Here is a 21,601-nt window from a genome sequence, read left to right as displayed (position 1 = left end):
TTGAGTTTGTCCCGAAAAGATAAGCCCTTATATATACAAATTGCAAATATTATAAAGGATCGGATTCTACACGGAGTCTATCCTATTGGATTGAATATTCCTTCTGAGCCTCAGCTAGAGCAGGAATTCAATGTCAGCAAGATCACGGTGCGCGGTGCCATTCAGGAGCTTGTCCAAGAAGGATTTCTGGAGAAGGGGAGCGGCAAGGGGACGAAGGTGATCCGTAATACCTCATCATCCAAGCTGTCCAAGTGGAAAAAATTCACGGAAATTCTAGTGGATGAAGGGCACCAAATTCGGAAGCAATGGATGAAGGCGGAGCGAGTATATAATGAAGTCGGAAGCGAACCTTACCGCTTATTCGGCGAACATTGTATACGCTTGGAACGCATATACAGTCTAAATGATATTCCATACGTTCATTACACGCATTATTTAGTAAATGGTATGGATGATTTGGATCTACTAGACTTAAATGCCCAGTCCTTGTATGAACTACTTGAAGAGCGGAGCGTTTCCTTAGAGAAACTGCGTGATGAATTTTCCGTTGCCGTTCCTCCGCCTGATGTCGAGGAGATATTGCTCCTTGATAAGAAGCGTCCCTTGCTGAAGCGAACCCGTTATTCTTATGACGAGCTGGGCAAGGTAACGGAGTATAGTATCGGCTTTTACAATACAGAGCTGCAGAATTATGTAGTGAACTATGAGGTGTAATTAGCGAAAATCCGGAGCAATTTGCAGGGGAGATTCCTTGCAGGATGGTTCGGATTTTTTTGCATCTAAGTATGTGATAAATATAACTATTTAAATTTATGAATATACAAGCTGTGATGACTGATGTAAAATTACAATACCTGAAGCGTCCTGGAACAGCTTAAGGGCTTTTTGCATGCTCTTTTGCAGATTGCAAAGAATAGGGGCATGTCTACTATAGAAAGATTAATGGAGGTAGGAGAGTTTTATGAAGAAAAAAGCACTAAAAAGAATGTTGATGTTGTCGATGATGGTCGTTGTCGTCGCTGTACTTGCAGTAGGTTGTGGTTCAAAGAATAACACGAATACAGCATCGACAGAGGGAAACGCAGCAGAGACCTCAAAAGAAGCTGTTACTTTGTCGCTTGGCTTACTGCCCTCGATTGATGCGATTCCTTTTGTAATTGCTCATGAGCAAGGTTTTGATAAGAAACATGGAGTGAACCTGGACATCCAAACGTTCAAGAGTGCAAAAGACCGTGATGTCGCCTTTCAAGCAGGCAAGTTAGAGGGGATCAGTGCTGATTTGGTTGCGATTTCTATCTATAATGAAGCCGGGCTGGATGTGAAGATCACTAGCATAACTTTTGGTGAATTCGATTTATTGACTGGGAATGATGCGATCCAAGATGTGAAGGATCTGAAAGGCAAAACCGTGATTTTGTCCAAAAACACTTCCACACAATATACTGTGGCGATGATGCTGAAACAAGCGGGTTTGACAGAAAATGATATCACGGTAACTGAGGTTCCACAAATCCCTACCCGGTTAGAATTGCTTAAGAACAATAAGGCTGATGCGGCTATTTTGCCTGAACCATTTGTAACAATGGGTAAAGCTTCAGGCTTGCGCGTGCTTAGCTCCACACATACAGCAGGAGTGAATCCATTTGTATTGGCTTTCCCACAAACTGCTATTGATGCTAAGGCAGATGCGATCCGCAATATGTATGCTGCTTATGACGAGGCGGTAGCGTATATGAAATCTCATGATCAATCCGAATATATCGATCTTGTGATCAAAGAAGTTGGTTATCCAGAAACGTTGAAAGATGAGATCAAGGTGCCTGATTATCTCCCTGCCAATCAAGTGGATGTGAAAGAAGTAGAAGCCGCATTTGCATGGGCACGGGAAAAAGGTTTGCTTAGCAAAAATATCTCGGCTGAAGATGTGATTTCTGATGTCCAATTCAAGAAATAAAGGACTCGTCATTAAGGACCTTAAAGTAGAGTATAAGACAGGTCAACTGGCCTTAGGGAAGATGGACCTATCTTTACCGGAGCATGGGATTTACACGATCATCGGACCCTCTGGCAGCGGAAAATCCACTTTATTACGGGCGATTGCGGGCTTGCTGCCAAGCTATATGGGGCAAATTCTTTTTAATGAAAAATCCGTGCATGATAAAGAAACTCTGATCGGCCTGGTACCGCAAAACTATGGGCTTCTTCCATGGAAGACTGTACATGATAATATTCAAATCGCGATGAAAATCTCGCATACTGCGAGCACATCCAAGCAAGAACGGGAGAATCAGATTAAGCAGTGGCTTTCGTCGATGGGAATCTCTGATTTAACTGATCGTTATCCTCTATCACTCAGTGGAGGACAGCAGCAAAGAGTGGCAATCGCCAGAGCATTCGCCATTTTGCCTACTATTTTACTGCTGGACGAGCCTTTCTCCGCACTGGATGCGATTACGCGGGAAACGCTACAGATTCTCTTTTTGGATAACTGGTTAGCGCATCCGGCGACTACCTTATTTGTTACCCATGATGTGGAAGAGGCTATTCTGCTGGGGCAGAAAATTATTGTTATGCCATCTAATAAAGATGAAGCTCCGGAAATGATCGATAATCAATTGGTATTTCAAATGAAGCATGAAGTTAAGCGGGACAGTGTAGATTTCTTTGAACAGACTAAGCGAATCAGAAAGGTAATGCAGGAGATATGGTGAGAAAAAATCGGATTCATCACATAATAAGACTGTTGTTTGTGTTCTTTTGTATGAATGTGGTGTGGTATATTGCCTATTTGCTTATGAATCATTCGATTTTGCCGAGTCCATTCGCTGTATATAACGCTATGTTTCACTTAGGTGGTCAGGAGATTGCTTTAAATGTAGGATATAGCTTGTTCAGAATTTTTGCAGGTGTAGTGCTGGCGTTAATCATTGGACTGCTCATTGGTCTTCTGATGGGACGTTCACTGACTTGGAATAAGCTGCTTGACCCTGTCGTTTATTTAACCTATCCTGTCCCAAAAATCGCTCTGCTTCCCGTTGTGATGCTATTCTTCGGGCTTGGTGAAACGTCAAAAATCTTAATGATCATGATGATTCTCTTGTTCCAGATTATTATCTCCGTAAGGGATGGTGTGAAGGCTATTCCTGAGAATACCTATGATGTCTTAACGAGTATAGGGGCAAGTACGGTGCAGAAGTTCTGGCATGTGACACTGCCGGGTGCACTGTCGGTCATTCTGAGTACGATTCGTATTTCGCTTGGAACAGCGATATCTGTACTCTTTTTCACGGAGATTTACGGAACTGAGCATGGCATGGGCTTTTTCATTATGGATGCTTGGTTAAGACTGGATTATCCGGAGATGTATGCGGGTATTATGCTGTTCAGCTTGGTAGGGTTTGTCCTCTTCTTACTTGTTGATTTTCTTGATTACAAGTTTATGAAGTGGCGGAATTAAATATAGTTGGAGATATATCTATAGCTTTCCTTTGTCGAGTTTAGGCAAGGGGGAGCTTTTTTTGCGTGATTTTTGAGTGGAAATAAAGGGGCTTCAAATTAGTATATCAATTCGGTTAAGATGGATAAGTACTCGATAAACTGTATTATATACACATCCAAACTAAGGGAGTAAAACGATGAATAAACGCACATCGGGATTTGAACAGAGCACAGCATCCTTTGCTGAGAAGAAAGTGACCTGGCTGGAACTATTTTATGATCTGCTTTTTGTAGCTGCGGTTTCAAAAGCGAGTCATGTCTTGTTGCATGTAGAGGCGGGTACAATTCCACTTGAATATTTATCTAAATTTATCTTAATATTCATTCCGATCTGGTGGGCCTGGGTGGGGCAATCGCTTTTTGTGAATCGGTTTGGACAAGACATCTTTTCACACCGGATATTTCTGATTCTACAATTATTTTTTGTATTAATAATGACGGCTAGCTTATCGGTTAACTTTGATCAATACTATATGCCATTTCTAATAGGTTATGTTGGCTTAAGAGCTATGACTGCCATTCAATATCTTACGGTAAATAAGAATGAAGCAGCTGATAGAAAGGGTACTGCCCGCTATTTGGGAAGTCGGTTTTGGATTGGATTAGTGATCTCTGCATTATCCCTTTTCTTTGACTCTTGGATACGTTATGTAGTTTTGTATGCGGGAATTACTGTAGATATCTTGCTTCCCTTAATCGGCCGGAGATACTTGGTGAAAAGCCCGATAAACACTCATCATTTATTAGAACGTTTCTCGTTGTTTACCCTCATTCTACTTGGCGAATCAGTGGTCAGTATACTTGCAGTCTTACAGTCTAGCCACTGGACGTGGCAATCTATTTTATTTGCATTATTAACTTTTCTATTAATTATAGCTATGTGGTGGCAATACTTTGATAATGTTGAGAAGAAAGTGGACAAGAGCATAGAGACTGCCGGACAGACCATCATTTATGGCCATTTGTTTATTTATATTTCCTTGAGTATGATCGCTGCTTCGATCCAACTGTTATTTCTCGAACAACTAGATTATACATTTATGGTATGTTTTATTTTTGGGTCGGTGTTGCTCTACTTCTTCTCTACTTCGTTGGTCTTCCATAAATACAGACGTTTACAGCAAAGATTAGGGATGTTCCATTTAGCGTTATTATTAGGTTTACTTGGAGTTTTTTTCGCAGTAGATTTGTTGTTCCTTATACCTAATTACCTGATCATTGGTGAAATGATGTTATTTTTTGTTGTATATGCAAAATTAACGACGTAAGCTTGTTGTGCCGAAGCTGAATAAGAAAACAAGAAGGAAGCCGATCCGTGTGATCGGCTTCCTTCTTGTATGATGGGAGTGGACGGTATTCCCTTGTTTTTATCGCCCAAGAAGCGTTGGCACGATAAATCGGCCGAACACATTAGCTGGTGAGCCTTTCATGTATTTATCCGCAGTAATGACTGCAACCAGCTCATAGGATGGTACCACAATAATGTGCTGGCCCATGAAGCCAAGCGCAAAATAATAAGGGATCTCATTCGGCTGCTGCTCTGTACCTGCATTGAATGAGGATACCCACCAGTGCCAGCCATAGAAGCCCTTCTGTGGTAGCGTAGCTGCAACATAAGGGTGAGTGGACTTCTGAACGGTATCCGAATGAATGAGCTGCTGATCCCTCCAGCGCCCTTCTTGCAAATAAAGGAGACCGAATTTGAGCATATCCTCAGGCATCATATAAAGGCCAAATCCACCAGTATGTATGCCTTGCGGATCACTGTCCCAGCGATAGCTTTCGATACCAAGCGGCTGAAATAGCTGATCTTCAGCAAATGCTGCAACGTCTTGTCCAGAACATTCCCGCAGGATAGCGGATAAGAGCTGAGAGCATCCAGAGTTATAGTTCATCTCAGTGCCTGGCGTATGAGATAGCGGCTGGGCGAGCACAAACTTTATCCAGTCTGCGTTTCTGGTCATATTCGGAAAGGAATTCTGCCCCCCAAATTCTGTCCAGTTAAAGCCTGCTGTCATTGTTAATAAGTGATGGATAGTGATTTCTCTTTTTCGTTGATCTTGATCCTCTTTTAATGGAGGGAAGAATACAGAAATAGGTGTATCAGGTGGTGGAACGATTTGTTTATCTATGGCAATGCTGACAAGGGCGGCGAGCACGCTTTTAGTGCATGAGTTAATTTTGCCTAGCTCTGTAGCGATTTCAGGCTCGCGATAATGCTCCAATATCGTTTCTCCATGTTGAACGATTAGACAACTGCGAATTTCTAGGCCAGTAATGCCGTCTATAAGCGGCTGAAGGTTCCAGTCAGTAATGTGAGTGGCCCCCTTTCATAGATGAGTTTGAGCTGTAGCTGCCTACCATTATAGCTTATAGAGCGCACATTACATAAACCATGTAATTTCCTGTCGTTAATTAAATATGGAAAATATAAGTAATTATCTGTATAATGTTATGAATCACGTGTTAGAGGAGGATGAATTCTTTTGAAAAGCAATAACACTCACTTTGTTCATCAGACAGCTAAAACGGTATTGATTACTTCTGTCGCCATCGCATTATTGTTACCTCCAAGCTTGGCCGCAGCCGATTCTACATCTGTTAGTAGCAACACTACGGTAACACAAGTTAGCGCACAAACACCGGTGACTACAACGAACTCCGAGGCAGATCTTACAAAAGTGAAATTCACACAGGAGCAAGCGGTTGCGAAGCTAAGAGAGCTATTCCCAGCCCTAAAGGATGCAACGGTAAACAATGTTCAACTGGGATCTAACCAAAGCTACCCCCCTCCAGCAAATCAAATGATGTGGAATATTCAGTGGCAGATACAAGAGGGGAATATGGGATATGGCTTTAGCAGTGAGGTAGATGCCATTAATGGAGATATCATCAGTACGTATATTTCATACCCTCGTGAGAATAACGAATCCTATTATCCACCGAAAGTATCCCAGACTCAGGCACTGGAGATCGCCAAGGCTTTTGTGGCTAAGGCAGCCGCATCGGTTAAGAGCAGTGATCTGCAATTAAATGAGGATGCCGGTTATAATTATTTTTCGAACTCTTTATTCGGTCCTGTTCAATACAGCTATTACTTCAGTGTCATGAAGAATGGTCTGCCTTCTGGATCGGATAACATTAACATAGCTGTGGACGGCAACGGTAATGTAATTCAATTCTCTAAGTCTTCTCAAGGGCTTGAGTACCCTTCTGCACAGCCCAAGATTACCTTGGAGCAAGCACAGAAGCAATTTGCGGAACAGTTTGATGTAGGCCTTTTTTACATTCCTATTTATAAGAACGGAAAACCTAACAACTGGATTTTAGGCTGGCGCCCAGTGGATCAGTCTCTATATCCTATCGATGCATTGACCGGCAAGAGAATAGATTATGAAGGAAAAGAATCCGTATCCACCCCAGTCGTGTATTCAGATGTAGCAAAAGGTAAGGATGTCTTTCAAGCAAGAACATCAACTACAGAGCTTACTGCAAAAGAAGCGGAACAGCTTGTAAAGAAGGTTGCTTATATTCCAGCAGATCGTAAATTGATCTCACAAAGCTTGAGAAGTGACTTCCAGCAAACAGATCGGAAGATCTGGCAGTTATCCTGGGGTAGTAGTGGAAATGAACGTTTCATTGGTGCTGGCTTTCCAGAACAATCCTCTGCTGAGATTGATGCAAAGACTGGTGAAATATTACAGTATCAGATTCAAACTTATGGTGCTACTCAGGATAAGAAGAAGGAAGAGCCGGCTCCTGCTGGAGGGAAGAAGCTTAGTGAGGCTGAAGCTAAGACTAAAGTACTTAGTATAATTAATAGCCTGTATCCTCAGGCGAGCCAGAAACTAAAGCTTGTAGAAGATGGAGATAACTCAAGCGTGACTTCAGACGGATCAGGATTTAGATATCAGTTTATTAGATATCATCAAGGGATTCCTGTGAGTGACAGTAACCTTACGGTTAGCTTGGATCTTTACGGCAGACTGATTTCTTACATGGGGAATCGGATAGACGGTATCGATGATATCACATTATCGCCTGAGGCTACCATTTCCAAGAAGGAAGCGCTCGAAAGTTATAAACCTAAATATCAGACTAAGCTAAGATACACTCAGGTTGGTGGATACTATAGTTATAATAGCAATGCGGTGCCAAAGGTGAAACTGGTATATGATACAGCCTTTGATGAATCTAATGGAATGTATCAGGTTTTAGATGCAGCCACTGGAAAATGGGTAGCAGTCTTTGATTACCTCGGTCAGCAAGATGCTCAAATATCTGCAACGGATATCAAAGGTCATGCAGCAGAACAACCATTATCAGAATTAGTAAAATATCATGTGATTACTCCGGATGCCGATGGTAAAGTAAACCCGGATCAAGAAATAACCGTTGGCGATTGGTTAACTTACCTTGCCAAGGCTTCTAATCCGAATTTCAGCAATTATAATAGTAATAATGAACGAAAAACTGTGGCAGGTGTGAAGCCTGAGAATTCATATTATGATGTTGTTACTTATGCAGCAGATCGTAAGTGGATCAACAAGGATCAAAGCCTGCAAATTGATAGTAAGTTAACTCGGGAACAGCTGGCTGTTCAGTTAGCTAATTTTTTGAAATACAACAAACTCACAGCCTATCTTGATAAAGATGTAACGGTAAGTCAGTTCAGTGATAGTGCATCTATAAACAATAAGGGAGCAGTGGCTCTTGTTGTGAAATTGGGACTGTTAAAGGATGACAATGGCAAGTTCAATCCGCAGCAGACGGTAACGAAGGCGCAGGCCGCTACGGTGATCATGAAGCTAGTGGAGCTGCAAGGAAAGACGGATCAGCTGATTGGTCAATAAGGGTTAAAAAGACTGGCCATGGAGCGATTCTCCGATTATTGGAGAATCGCTCCATGGTTTTTTTAGTTTGAGGTGGCTGGCTGAGGACATGGCTACTTGATAGAACGTAGCTTTCGGTAACCCCTCTCCTTTAACGCCGAATCTTGCTGGAGTAAGCGAGATAACTGCATTATGTGCAGCTAATTCTTATGTAAGAAGAGAATTGTGTATTTAACTGCATTCTCTGCAACTAAGAACTGGAGAATCTACCTCTCGGGGAGAAAATCAAAAAAATAGTTGTACCAAATACAATTATATCCAATGGCGGAGGGTTTCGAAGAATTATAGATGTACAAAATGCAGTTAAACGCTTCTACACTTCTCTTTCGTCGGTTGCACTCCACAAGAATATCGGGAGCAAAATAGGAGTTAAAAGAAAATAACCCGAAAGACTAACACCTAAAGGGTGTATCTTTCGGGTTATTTATTTGTGATTCAAATAGGATTAATGAAGTTGTTTATCTACTTCTTTAATTGGATTCTCGTTAGCGTTCTCTTCAACCTTGCTACTCATAAACCAACCAATTGCAGCGATGAGTACGAGCACAACATAGAAGGTGAGCTTCCACCAAGTACTATGTGCGAAATCTTCGGAAAGAACACCAAGTGAAGGGTGTGCCAATGTAATGACTGCCAGCTTAACTCCGACCCAACCTACGATGAAGAAGGCTGCAATTTCAAGACCTGGACGGGTGTGGAGCAATTTAACGAAGAAGGTAGCTGCGAAACGCATGATGACCAGTCCGATAAATCCACCGGCAAAGATGACGAGGAATTGACCGCCGTCAAGTCCACCGATTTTTGGAAGGCCACTTGCAGGAAGAGCAACCGCCAGGGCAACTGCTGCAAGAATGGAATCGACCGCGAAGGCGATGTCAGCAACTTCTACTTTAAATACAGTAAACCAGAAGCTGGATTTCTTTTTGTTGACTGCAGCTCCAGTACCGCTTTCAGCTGCTTCATCCGTAACAGGCTTCTTGAACAATAGTTTTCGGAAGATATGGTTCCCTGCGATAAACAATAAATAAATCGCGCCGATGGCTTGTACTTGCCAGATATCAACCAGGTAAGAGATGACAAATAGTGAACCGAAACGGAACACGAAGGCTCCGGCTAATCCGTAAAATAGTGCTTTCTTTCTTTCCTCATCAGGAAGGTGCTTTACCATAATTGCCAATACTAATGCGTTATCTGCGGCTAGTAGTCCTTCTAGTGCTACAAGAACGAGTAATACCCAGCCATATTCTAATATTAATCCCCAATCCATTACTGTTGTCCTCCCTTTTCTAATGCAAATATCTACTAAAAGATACTTACTATACCATTTTAACCAATTTTATATAAAAAAGACCTTTACCAAACAGATTAGCCTTTGGAATAAAGGTCTAACCTGATTGGTAAAGGTCTCGCTAACAATGTTGAATTGCCAATAAAGCCGGAGAATATCCTCATATTCTCGTATTGACGACTTTATTTAACAGCTACTCCCCTTTACGGGATATATTAAATTTTTAATTTAATTCGTTGTGTTTTTGCCTAAGGAGATCATATACGAGTTGAAAGTTAATGTCAATAAAATCTTGGAGGAATAAAGCTAGAGTTCTCCACACTTTTTGTGTTAGCCCTTAACCGCCCCAGCCGTAATTCCCTTAGTCATCTGTTCTGTAAAGAGCAGATAGATCAGGATGGTTGGGATCGCAATGATCGTCATAACAGCGAACTGAGCACCGTAGTTGGACGAGTATTCTCCAGCGAATTTCATAATGGAGAATGGAATGGTTTTGAGATCCTCCGAGGTGAGGAAGGTGTTCGCCATAATAAATTCATTCCAAGTGCTGATGAAATTGAGTACACAGATGGTAGCTAGTGCGGGTTTCGTAATAGGGAAGATGATGCGGAAGATCACACCGTAAATGCCGCAGCCATCGATAACCGCCGACTCTTCAATCGCACGAGGGATGGTCTCTAGAAATCCAGTCATGATGAGCACACTCATGGGGATAACAATAGCCGAATAAGGCAGAATCAGTGTGTACATATTGTTCAGCATTCCGAGCTTGTTAAACAGGATAAAGTTCGGCAGCAGTGTCGCGTGAATGGGAATGATCATACCCATCATGATAAGTGACAGCACGATACCGCTTAGCTTCCATTTCATACGGGTGAACGCATACCCCATCATCAATGACACTAATGCGGACAGCATAACGGTAATTACTGTAATGATAAGACTGTTGGCAAAATACCGTGGTACACGCCCGTAGGTAAAAGCGTTTCTATAATTCTCCCATTGCGGGGGAGATGGCCATTTCAGAAAAGAGCTTCCGAAGAAATCACCACTTTTTAGCAGGGAGTAATCGATCAGCCAGATGAGCGGAAATAACTGAATCAAAGCAATGAGACAAAGAAACACCATCATTAGGATTTTGCCAGTAGTAGGTTTACTGCGCTTCTGTTTATGAAGCTTCAGATTGGGGGACGAAGCGGCAGGTGCTAATGAATTATTCATATGATTTCCTCCGGTTACAGGGATTCTAAAACTCTCCGATATCTTTCTTCAGAACCTTGTTGAGTATTACGGTCAGTACAAGGCAGAACACAATAAATAGGATGGATATGGCATTACCGTAGCCGTATAGCGACGATGAGAAGGCGGTTTTGTAAAGGTAGTTCCCTAAGAATTGCGTGCTGTTCGCCGGGCCGCCGTTGGTCATTAAGAACACGGTTTCCATTTGCTTAAGACAGGTTGTTACCGCGATGATAATGGCAACTCGCATCATAGGCGATAGAAGCGGTATGATAATGCGTGTGTAGAGGGTATAGTTGTTTGCGCCATCGATTTTTGCGGCTTCGCTTAGATCACTTGGAATGCCTTGCAGACCTGAATAATATAGCAGCAGCGCGTATCCAAAACCTTGCCACATAACAACAATGATGATGCACCAGATTGCTGTCTTCGGATCTCCAAGCCAATCATGTGTGAGTGAATCCAGCCCGACACCACTTAGCAACTTGTTGAGCAATCCGTAATTGGGGTGAAAAATCCCGCTCCACAGCTTGGCTGTAACCACAACAGAAATTACTGCGGGGATAAAAAAGATCGTCCGGAATATTTTTTCGTATTTACCGGAATTGGTCAGGAATATCCCTATGAGAATGGCAAAGGGATGCTGCAAGAATACAGTGGCAGCGGTGAGCAACAGGGCATTGCCCAGCGAAGTCCAAAATACTTTGTCATGGAATAGGATTTCGCGATAGTTATCAAAGCCGATAAAATTGTACTTGCCGATCCCACCCCAGTCCGTAGAGCCGTAATAAGCACTCATGAAGATAGGGATGCAAATCATAAAAGCAAACAGGAATAGCCCGGGTGCGATGAGCAGGAATATCGCTTTTTTGTCGCTTAACACTCTGTGCATGGAAATCTCCGTCCTTTGAAAGAGTAATCTATCTACTACCATCGTAACGGGTAGCTAGCCCATGGAACATGCCGTATATTTCAGATGATTGTACACATTTTTTCGAAAACAAACCCCCGGCCTCTGGGGAGAGTCGGGGGTTGTACGCTACTATTTATGATGTTAATTTAGAAGCGCCGTAATCCATGTACTTACTAGTATTAGAGCTTATTTACCAGCCAATTTATCGGACGCAGCGTCAAGCGCTTTGGCGAATTCAGCTGTATTCATAGCGCCGGAGAGCAGGCTTTGGTGAGCCTCCATTACCTTTTGCTTGAACTCGTCGTTACCAATATCCTGTAGCGGGGTTCCGCTAGAAGAGGTCATCGAGCTGAAGACATCCACTAGTTCTTTTTGGAGCTGAGTTTCATTACCAGTTAAGAATTCATCGAATTTTTGCGCAGGTGTACCCGCGCCAGCTTGCCATAACATTTTGGACCAGTTCTCAGGTGCGAAGAAATACTTCAAGAAATCAACAGCAGCTTCAGGATGCTTGGAGTTTTTACTTACTGCATATCCACCACCGTACCAAGCAGCATCATCCGTGGATTTACCTTTATCTGAACCAGGGAAAGCGAATGCGCCTACATTATTGCGGAATTCTTCAGAGAAGTTCACATCTGTAGCCAGGCCAGACTCCCAAGCGCCCATAAAGAACATAGCGGCTTGTCCTTGTCCGAACAAGTTACGCGCTGCGCCGTAATCGGCGGTCAGCCAGCCATCGGCAAAACCTTTAGCATTTGCGAAATCTTGCATTTCAGTTGCAGCTGCAACAAGGCTAGGATCATTAAAGGATATTTTACGGGCAACAGCTTCATCCATCTTATTAAAATCACCATTTTGTCGTTGAGCAACAAACTCATACCAGATTGGCAGTGTCCATGCATCCATACCATTCATAGCGATAGGGTTAATCTTGTTAGCACGCAATGTTTTAACAGCTGCGAGCAGGTCAGCGGTAGTCTTCGGAACCTCGATGCCGTTGTCAGCAAAGATTTTCTTGTTATAGAACATGACCATATAGTCGGCACTACGTGGCAATCCGTACAGTTTGCCATCTTTGCTGAAGCCGTCCATGGAACCGGAAACAAACTGATCACCTTCGAAGTCAGCGCTGTTCAGTTCAAGCAGTAAGTCATTATCGAGCAGAGGACTCAGGAAAGAAGGCTGGCCCCAAGCTTGAATGATATCAGGCATCTGATTACTGGAAGCATATACTTTAATTTTTGATTTATAAGGTTCATCTTGAAGCGCTTCCACTTCTATCTTGACGTTAGGGTGCTCTTTCATATAAGCGTCGATAATGTCTTGCTCCACCTTGCCTGAACCGTTTGCCCGATCCGCAAGTGCGGTGAAGAACTTCAGTGTAATTTTTTCGGCTGGTGCGTTCGTTGTTGCCTCGGCAGTAGCTTCGGCTTTGTCATTTGCAGGAGCATTTGTAGCTTTCGCGTTGTTATTTCCGCCACCACAGCCTGCAAGCAGAGCTGGAAGCATTAGACTCATAAGCATTAGCTTGATTCCTTTACTTTTCATCAAAAACCCACCTTTTTAGAATGATGTATTTTGAAGAAACGATTGTTATCCATCCAGGAAGACGACAACGTCGTTTCTTCTTGAAATATAAGAAAGTATAAGTTTCACGCTATACATTATCCTTATATTTCTCGCATAAACGCTTACCGTCTATAAGAGACGTCCGAAGGCGTTTTTGCTTGCATCCTCATCTTAAGAGTTTCTGGCAAATAGAAACATGGTTCATATTTAAGAATGATGTAGGCATTTTTTAGCGAATGTAAAAAGCCGGTTCAGGGTGTAATAATTTCAGTTATACTTGGTTTACACATCATTTTCTATATGTAAGAACTTATAACAAGGTGGTTCTCATGAATCAAAACTTTCGCTTAGTCAGCCGTTATCGCCATCTTCCGCTCCAATTCAAGCTGTTGTTATGGTTCGTCCCCCTGCTTCTGGTGACCATATTCGCTATGGGCTGGAACTCGTATCAGATCTCTTCACAGCAGGTTGTGGAGAAAATGAAACAGTCACAGGATCATCTTACCAAAAAAACAGCAGAGCAGATCGATGAGATGGTGCGAGGCATGATATCTTTTTCGAATACACTCTTTCTGGATGAAAGTGTGCAGCGGCTCTTAGCATCGTCTGAAGCACAAAAGGAACGTAATTCTGTATTTAAGACCGTTACCAATCTTATGGTTGCAGGCAATTCTATACAATCTCTAATTCTGTATTCTTTAGACGATAACAACGGAGCAGAGCCTTTTGCTGCGAATCAGGCAGGATTGACGACAGGGATGAAGTTCTCGGATTTTATCAAAACCTCGTATTATAAAGAAGCTATTCAAGCAGCAGGCAGCCCAACCTTTGGACTATCCAGGCCGACTGACGGCATTTTTGTAGGGGATCATTATCATAAGATTGTGCTTTCCAGAATCATCAAGAATATTTACACATTAAAGCCGGCAGGACTCGCTGTGATCGGTGTGGATGCAGGGAAGATTGGTAGCCAATATCTCGACAATGCTGAAGATGATGTAGATATGTTCGTGATTGACCGGGACGGGCTGATTATTACGGCTTCGAATCCGGGCTGGATTGGCAAAAGAGATCTGGAACTTCCGTATTTTGCGGACAGCGATCCTAAGCTGACTGTGAAAAAAAGGCTGGAATCTACAGCGGATCATAAACAGTGGATTGTGTCACATCTGCAATCGGAGACGACAGGCTGGTATGTGGTGGTGGCTCATTCCAAGCGGCAGCTTGTTAAAGAGCTCGGTCAGATTTTACAGGTCACGATGACGATCGCTGTTCTGTGTTTAGTAGTTAGTCTAATGGTTACTTGGCTGGCAGCTGCCGCTATCACGAAACCACTGAAGAAGCTTTCCCGTTCGATGCGCAGACTGCAGACAGGTGATTTTACGCAGCGGGTATTTTTTGAAGGAAATGACGAGATCGGCTTACTCGGGCATGGTTATAATCTTATGGTACAGCGGATTAAATCGCTCATCAACGATGTATACGCGTCAAGAATGAAGCAGCAGGAGGCAGAGTTGAAAACGCTTCAAGCTCAAATCAGGCCTCACTTTTTATATAACACGTTAAATACAATCTGTTGGGAAGCGGAGAAGAAGGGAGATAAAGAAATTGCCGATATGGTGTATTCTCTATCTCAAGTGTTCCGACTGAGCTTAAATGATGGACGTGATACGTTTACTTTGGAACAGGAAGTGGAGCTGGTGTCCAATTACTTGTTCCTGCAGAAAAATCGCTTTAAGGAGCGTTTTGAATTCGAAATTTCTTTGGATGAGAGTATCAAGGACTTCACAGTACCGAAGCTGCTGATGCAGCCACTAGCCGAGAACGCAGTGATTCACGGGATTGAGCCGCTGTCTGGAAGTGGACTAATATCCGTTCGCGCTTACCGTATAGAGAAGACTATTGTGCTTGAGGTACAGGATAATGGTGTAGGGATCACGGCAGATAGACTTCTAGAGCTACATCAACGTTTAGCGAAGGGGAATTCTTTACCTGAGGAAGACAATGTAGGACGCACAGGATTTGCGCTCATGAATGTGAAGGAACGACTGGCCTTATTTTTTGCAGGAGCCTCTTTACAACTAGAGAGTGTAGAAGGAGCAGGCACACGTATTATTATTCATATCACTGTGGAGGGTCCATAAATGATGAAGCTGCTGATTGCTGAAGACGAAGATACGATCCGTGAGGGCATTGTAAATATGATTGATTGGAAGTCTCATCAAATTGAGGTCATGGGCGAGGCGGGGAATGGAAGTGAAGCACTGGCTCTTATGGAGAATGAACAGCCCGATCTTTTGTTAACGGATATTCGTATGCCACAAATGGGTGGTCTCGAGCTGATTGAAGTCGCACGGCGCAGAGGTTACGGATTCCGGTCCATTATTTTATCGGGATATAACGAGTTCTCTTATGCGAAGCAAGCAATCGCCCTAGGTGTTGTTGATTATGTGCTGAAGCCCTGCCGTCCTGAGGAGATTCTGAAGACGGTATTGAAGGCCAAGGAACTTATTGAAAGACAACGAAATCAGGAGGATGAACAGCTTAAAAGAGATCGGTCCTGGCATAAAAATGCACCGCTTGTTAAAAGTCAGGTTCTATCCCAGTGGATTTACCATCCACCGGTTCCGCTAGAACGGCGACAAGAGCTGATCGGAGAGTTATCTATGGCGATTGGTTCAGAAGGGCCGCAGATTGGTCTTGTCAGATTCGATTTTGACTCGCCTTCCACTGGAGGTACGGGACAGGATTTCGTACTTATTCGTTACGCAGCGTTAAATATTATCAGTGAGACATTGTCACCGATCTATAGAGGAAAGATTGAGACTTTTCATGACGGCAATAATTTGCTCTGGATTGGCAGCGGCATAGCCGGAACGGATCCTCGCAAGCCTTACCGAGCGCCCCTTCAGTTGAAGGAGCAGATTGAGCAGCTGCAAAGTAATCTGGAGAAATACCTCAAACTGTCGATCAGTATTGCCGTTGGCTCCTGTCGCTTGAATATTTCCGAAGCTCATCTGTCGTATAAAGAAGCTCTTCAGGCGATGGAATCGCGATTTTTAAACGGAAAAGGCGGGGTCTATTTCTATACAGAAGGAACGGGCGTTGTAGGTGGGGGTCCACAGGAAATCGGGATATTAGATGATCCTGAATTACATGTGCTGGAGGATGAGATGCTTGTGGCGGTTGGTGCTGGGAGCAATGAGCTGGCACTCGATCTGCTGGAGAAATGGCTGGATCGTTTTCGCGGCAACCCGGGATGTCTCAAGCAAGAGGTGAATATCCGGGCAACTGCTTTTGTAGTTCGATTAAAGAGACTTGCGCAAGAGAAACAAGTTGCTGGCTTCGAATGGAAGCAGCATTTGGTCAATTGGATGGAGCAGGCTCCACAGATAGAGACGTTGGAAGAATTGTCTACGATTTTGAATAAGGTTATGCAGAACGTGGTGGAGGCCTTTTCCAAACATCGTCCGCTGCATCGCACAGTAGTCACTGCCATGGAGATCATCCGCAATAAATATAATACCAATCTGACACTAGAGTATGTCGCGAAGGAAGCCTATGTTTCTAATACTTATTTAAGTTCGCTATTCCGTCAGGAGCTTGGTGTGAATTTTCTCGATTACTTGCATCAATACCGGGTAGAAGAAGCGAAAAAGCTGCTCCGCCAAAATCTAAAGATGTACGCCGTTGCAAAGTTGGTAGGGTACGGTGAAGAGCGTCACTTCAGTGCTACGTTTAAAAAATGGACTGGACTTACACCTTCACAATATCAAAAGGGATTAGGGAAGTAGGGGGAATTTGTTATCTACTAGGCTCTGTGTGGTTAAACTCTACATATAGCTAAATAGGAGGTAACGGAGTTATGAACCCCAAATGGTGGAAAGAAAGCGTCGTGTATCAGATTTATCCGATCAGTTTCATGGATAGTAACGGAGATGGAATCGGAGATTTACAAGGCATTATATCCAGACTGGATTATTTACAGGACCTAGGTGTAGATGTGATCTGGGTCTGTCCTATTTATAAATCACCTAATCATGATAACGGGTATGACATCAGTGATTACTGTGACATTATGAAGGAATTCGGTACGATGGATGATTTTGATAGGTTGCTCAGGGAGTTACACGCACGTGGAATGAAGTTGATGATGGATTTGGTGCTGAACCACACGTCACATGAGCATCCTTGGTTTGTAGAATCCAGGTCGTCGAAGGACAATCCTAAACGGGACTACTATATTTGGAGAAAAGGTAAAAATGGCGGTCCTCCGAACAACTGGGAATCTTATTTCAGTGGCTCGGTATGGGAGCTTGATCCGGGGACGGATGAATATTATCTTCATCTCTACTCCAAATACCAGCCCGATCTGAACTGGGAAAATCCTGTAGTCATTGATAAGCTGCATGAGATGGTGGAGTGGTGGCTGAAGAAGGGCGTGGACGGATTTCGTTTTGATGCAATTGCACATATCGTGAAGACGAAAGGGTATCCAGATGCAGACAACCCGAACGGAACACCTACTGTAAGAGCCTATGGTATGTTCTCCAATCTGGAGGATGTACATACCTTGCTACAGAATCTATACGATAAGGTGTTATATTTCTACGATATTATGACAGTAGGAGAGACCTCGGGTCTCGGACCAGAGCAGGCGCTGGATTATGTAGGGGACGGACGTCGGGAGCTGAATATGACTTTTCAGTTTGAACATATGTTTCTGGATGCCGCTTCGCCGGGTAGCGGAAAATGGGATGTGGTGCCCTGGAGTCTGCTTGAGCTGAAAAAAATCATGAGCAACTGGCAGACGGTTCTGCATGACAGAGGCTGGAATGCAAACTATTTATGTAACCATGATCAGCCGCGCTCGGTGTCACGGTTCGGGAACGATCTTTTTTACCGGATTCCTTCGGCTAAGATGCTGGCGACCTTTATTCATATGCTGGAAGGCACCCCTTACATTTATCAAGGAGAAGAAATCGGCATGACGAATGTATGTTTTGATTCCATTGATGAATACCGGGATGTGGAGACCCTTAATTATTATGAAGAAAAGCGAAAAAACGGTGTTCCAGAAGAGCAGATTATGTCTGCGATTCATCATAAAAGCCGAGACAATGCCCGTACCCCCATGCAATGGGACGATGGACATGCAGGTGGTTTTACAACGGGTGAACCTTGGCTTAAAGTGAATTCCAACCATATGGAGATTAATGCCGGCAATGCAGTTAAAGATCCGGATTCCATTTATAACTACTATAAACAGCTGATTGCGTTAAGAAAAAAATATAAGGTGATCGTCTACGGATCGTATGAGCTACTGCTTGCAGAACACACGGAGATTTATGCGTATACCCGAACTTTAGAGGATCAGCGATTGTTGGTTATTTTGAATTTTTTTGATGGATCGCCTGAATTTGAATGGCCGGCAGAGTTTAAGCCAGAGAACATGGAGCTGTTAATTTCTAATTATACCGTGGAGAAAAACGAGGATATTCAAGATCTCAAGCTTCGTCCTTATGAAGCAAGAGTCTATTTGCAGCAGCTTCAGTAAAGGAAGTTTCAATAAGAGTTGTCATTAAAGGCCAAGTGGTTATGATGATGACTCTTCTTTGAGTTTGTCAGCAAAAGACTGTACAATGGCGTTACATTGGCATAGATGAAGTGGAGTTGTGAGATGACGTCAGTAGGAGGAGGGACAACATGACTGAATGGTATGAAAACAGCTTCGGAGAAGATTATCTGATCGTATATAAACACCGGGATTTCTGTGGCGCACGTAAAGAAGTGGATCAGATGATCGCCTGGCTGAGGCTGCCTCCAGGATCAAAAGTGCTGGATTTATGTTGTGGAATGGGACGTCATTCTCTGGCACTTGCGGAGGAAGGATACGAGGTTACCGGCGTAGATTTGTCGGAGGTTTTGCTGCGTGAGGCTCGATCTCAAGTCGGGGCGGAGAAGGTAACCTGGCTTCGTTCCGATATGCGTGATTTACCACTGGATGGAGGGTTCGATGCTGTAGTTAATCTGTTCACTTCTTTTGGTTATTTTGAAAAAGATGAGGAGCAAGTAAAGGTTCTGCGTGAAATTTATCGTTTGCTGAAGCCGGGTGGCAAGTTCGTGATTGATTTTTTGAATCCTGCGTATGTGATTCGTCATCTGGTGCCGCATTCTAAACGTGAGGATGGAGACAATTTGATCGAGGAGTCACGCAGGATCGAGGATGGGTATGTGAAGAAGGACATCATTTTAACCACTAAAAATGACCCTACACCTCGTCAATATCATGAGCGTGTGAAGCTATATTCACTGGAGGAGTTCAAGGAAATGATCGAGGCAGCAGGCTTACAGCTCGAAGCTGTACATGGCAGCTATGAAGATGAGGTTTATGATGCAGAAAGGTCCACGCGGATGATCTTTGGTGGAGTACGTCCGTAGATGGTATCCGGAAAAAGATTCAAAGGTGGTGAACGCTCCATGTCTAAGGCGGAGATTACTTCATGGGATCAGAACATTCTCCAGATCTCGGTGCCCATGGACTCGCCTCTTCGTCAAGTGAACAGCTACATCCTTCCTGATGAAGAGGGCAGAGTCACAATTATTGATCCCGGTCCGCGTAGCCCGGATACAGAGAATTGCTGGCTCGGCATCCTGCAGGAGCTGAACTTATCGTGGAATGAAGTGCGGGATATCGTCGTCACGCATCACCATCCCGACCATTACGGATTAGCCGGCTGGCTGCAGTCGCAGAGTGGCTGTAAGGTGTGGATGACGGAGCGCGCCCATGCGGAGGCAAGGTTGATGTGGGGGGGCTTTGGTGATGATGCGGGGAAAGACGCGAAGAATGCAGGGAACGGTGCGGGACATGACTTGGATATAAATGAGATTTTGCCGGTTTATTTCACCCGGCATGGGATGACAGATCAGTGGTCAAATGGAATTAAAGCGCACTTGGAAAGCTTTAATTCCCAAGTGGAGCCACAGCCTGTCGTGTCTTATTTCAATGTGGCGGAGACCTTCAAGATGGGCGGCCGTGAATGGCTGCTCATTGTTACCGGCGGACATGCGCCTGGGCATGTTAGCCTGTATCATGCTGGCAGCGGGCTTATGATCTGCGGAGACGCTGTGCTGCCGCAGATCTCGCCCAATGTATGCCTGCTGCCAGGCAGCGATCCACAGCCGCTGCAGACGTTCCTTCAGGGGCTACGTGAACTGGGCAGCTACCGGGTAAGCATGGCGTTCCCGGGGCATCGCGAGCCCTTCGCTGGCTTCGCGCACCGGGTAGACAGCCTTCTCGCTCATCATGAGGAGCGGCTGGATACAGCGGCGGCTCTGCTTGCCAACGGTCCGCTTAGCGGATTCGCGGTATGCGAAATTTTGTTTCGCAGCCGGGTAACCACCGTTCACCAGATGCGCTTCGCGATGAGTGAGACATTGGCGCATTTGGCGGAGCTGGTGCGCCGGGGACGGGCAGTCATGCTGGAGGCAGACGGCGGCTTCTTGTTCGCCGCAGCTGAAAGTGCTGGAGAGCATATCAGTTAGAGTATCTTGCAAGCAAGATCGAATTGTACTGGAAAGTATAACTTGTTCAAGAGCAGTCCTGATTGTGGGGACTGCTCTTTTTTGTATTTGAGTAACCTTGTCCCTCCGTCCCTCTTATCATCCTTCGATCACTTCCATATTCATGCGTTAGCGTATGTATTCGGACTCAGATGACGCTATTCGTGGATTTTAGGGTATTTGAGGTTAGTATTGGACCGGAAAGGCGTTATTACTTGTGCAGAATAGTCTTTTGGGTCATTTTTGAGCGAATAGCGTTTCTGGAATCCGAAAGTATTTAAATTAAGGGTGATTTGTGAGTATAACGTCTCCTGAGTCCGACAACGTGGCGAAACGCTTCAAAAGTCGTGCAACTAAATGATATATGTGGTGCAGCTAAATGCTGGTAGTAATTATAGGGAATTTCACCCTGTAATTTTGGGTTTAAGGATTCTAGAGCTGTTTATAGGGAATTTCTCCTTATAATTCTACTGATTTGGCTATAAATTGAGATTTTCATAGAGATTATAGGGAAGAATTCCGTATAATCTCTGGATTTGAGCCAAAATCGTTGGCTATAGGGAGGATTTCCCTATAGCCAACGAGCCCTGTAGAACCTCCACAGCAGAACCCCCACCGTAGAACCCCTCGCCCGCT

At 43.9% G+C, this 21,601-nt stretch carries 16 protein-coding genes; 11 read left to right on the top strand and 5 right to left on the bottom strand.

From position 1 onward, the window contains the following. From MHB64_RS25080 to MHB64_RS25060, 5 genes are all read left to right on the top strand, one after another. On the top strand, positions 1 to 714 hold the full coding sequence (locus MHB64_RS25080; protein WP_094878584.1) for a GntR family transcriptional regulator: 714 nt from the start codon (positions 1 to 3) through the stop codon (positions 712 to 714). Between the two features lie 247 nt (positions 715 to 961). Further along, positions 962 to 1,954: an ABC transporter substrate-binding protein gene (locus MHB64_RS25075; protein ID WP_341135601.1), complete on the top strand. Its 993-nt coding sequence runs from the start codon at positions 962 to 964 to the stop codon at positions 1,952 to 1,954. Beyond that, positions 1,935 to 2,711 carry an ABC transporter ATP-binding protein gene (locus MHB64_RS25070; RefSeq protein ID WP_094878578.1) on the top strand — a complete coding sequence of 259 codons (777 nt, stop codon included), beginning with the start codon at positions 1,935 to 1,937 and terminating at the stop codon, positions 2,709 to 2,711. Before MHB64_RS25075 ends, MHB64_RS25070 begins: the two co-directional genes overlap by 20 nt. Beyond that, positions 2,705 to 3,457: an ABC transporter permease gene (locus MHB64_RS25065; RefSeq protein ID WP_094874428.1), complete on the top strand. Its 753-nt coding sequence runs from the start codon at positions 2,705 to 2,707 to the stop codon at positions 3,455 to 3,457. The genes MHB64_RS25070 and MHB64_RS25065 overlap by 7 nt, the downstream gene beginning before the upstream one ends. 178 nt (positions 3,458 to 3,635) lie before the next feature. Then, positions 3,636 to 4,766 carry a low temperature requirement protein A gene (locus MHB64_RS25060; protein ID WP_341135600.1) on the top strand — a complete coding sequence of 377 codons (1,131 nt, stop codon included), beginning with the start codon at positions 3,636 to 3,638 and terminating at the stop codon, positions 4,764 to 4,766. A gap of 99 nt (positions 4,767 to 4,865) precedes the next feature. On the opposite strand, the gene MHB64_RS25055 is transcribed toward MHB64_RS25060, so the two are convergent. Beyond that, on the bottom strand, positions 4,866 to 5,813 hold the full coding sequence (locus MHB64_RS25055; protein ID WP_341136122.1) for a serine hydrolase domain-containing protein: 948 nt from the start codon (positions 5,811 to 5,813) through the stop codon (positions 4,866 to 4,868). Between the two features lie 171 nt (positions 5,814 to 5,984). Between MHB64_RS25055 and MHB64_RS25050 the strand changes: the two genes are divergently transcribed. Then, positions 5,985 to 8,351 (top strand): YcdB/YcdC domain-containing protein, encoded by a 2,367-nt coding sequence (locus MHB64_RS25050; RefSeq protein ID WP_341135599.1) that lies wholly within the window; start codon positions 5,985 to 5,987, stop codon positions 8,349 to 8,351. 484 nt (positions 8,352 to 8,835) lie between these two features. Here the strand turns inward: MHB64_RS25050 and MHB64_RS25045 are convergent, their stop codons facing one another. The 4 genes from MHB64_RS25045 to MHB64_RS25030 all read right to left on the bottom strand — a co-directional run bounded on the left by MHB64_RS25045 (position 8,836) and on the right by MHB64_RS25030 (position 13,381). Next, a complete protein-coding gene (locus MHB64_RS25045; RefSeq protein WP_094874432.1) occupies positions 8,836 to 9,657 on the bottom strand; it encodes a TerC family protein in 822 nt (273 codons plus the stop codon). A 351-nt stretch (positions 9,658 to 10,008) separates the two neighbouring features. Beyond that, on the bottom strand, positions 10,009 to 10,899 hold the full coding sequence (locus tag MHB64_RS25040; RefSeq protein ID WP_094878583.1) for a carbohydrate ABC transporter permease: 891 nt from the start codon (positions 10,897 to 10,899) through the stop codon (positions 10,009 to 10,011). A 25-nt stretch (positions 10,900 to 10,924) separates the two neighbouring features. Further along, positions 10,925 to 11,809 (bottom strand): carbohydrate ABC transporter permease, encoded by an 885-nt coding sequence (locus MHB64_RS25035; protein WP_042130723.1) that lies wholly within the window; start codon positions 11,807 to 11,809, stop codon positions 10,925 to 10,927. Between the two features lie 207 nt (positions 11,810 to 12,016). After that, entirely contained in the window at positions 12,017 to 13,381 is a 1,365-nt protein-coding gene (locus MHB64_RS25030; protein WP_094874434.1) for an ABC transporter substrate-binding protein, read from the bottom strand. A 350-nt stretch (positions 13,382 to 13,731) separates the two neighbouring features. On the opposite strand from MHB64_RS25030, the gene MHB64_RS25025 reads away from it, so the two are divergent. The 5 genes from MHB64_RS25025 to MHB64_RS25005 all read left to right on the top strand — a co-directional run bounded on the left by MHB64_RS25025 (position 13,732) and on the right by MHB64_RS25005 (position 20,947). Beyond that, entirely contained in the window at positions 13,732 to 15,546 is a 1,815-nt protein-coding gene (locus MHB64_RS25025) for a sensor histidine kinase (RefSeq protein ID WP_341135598.1), read from the top strand. Next, a complete protein-coding gene (locus MHB64_RS25020) occupies positions 15,547 to 17,196 on the top strand; it encodes a response regulator (RefSeq protein WP_341135597.1) in 1,650 nt (549 codons plus the stop codon). Positions 17,197 to 17,267: 71 nt separating this feature from the next. Then, positions 17,268 to 18,959: a glycoside hydrolase family 13 protein gene (locus tag MHB64_RS25015; RefSeq protein ID WP_094874327.1), complete on the top strand. Its 1,692-nt coding sequence runs from the start codon at positions 17,268 to 17,270 to the stop codon at positions 18,957 to 18,959. Positions 18,960 to 19,108: 149 nt separating this feature from the next. Then, positions 19,109 to 19,843, top strand: coding sequence for a class I SAM-dependent methyltransferase (locus tag MHB64_RS25010; protein ID WP_341135596.1), 735 nt, complete (start codon positions 19,109 to 19,111; stop codon positions 19,841 to 19,843). Then, entirely contained in the window at positions 19,844 to 20,947 is a 1,104-nt protein-coding gene (locus MHB64_RS25005; protein WP_341135595.1) for an MBL fold metallo-hydrolase, read from the top strand. Positions 20,948 to 21,601 lie beyond the last annotated feature (654 nt).

This window comes from Paenibacillus sp. FSL K6-2859 (genome assembly GCF_038008265.1).
Taxonomy (GTDB): Bacteria; Bacillota; Bacilli; order Paenibacillales; family Paenibacillaceae; genus Paenibacillus_AQ; species Paenibacillus_AQ nitricinens.
Note: the sequence above shows the minus strand (reverse complement) of the source record. Positions and strands in the feature narration are given on the sequence as shown.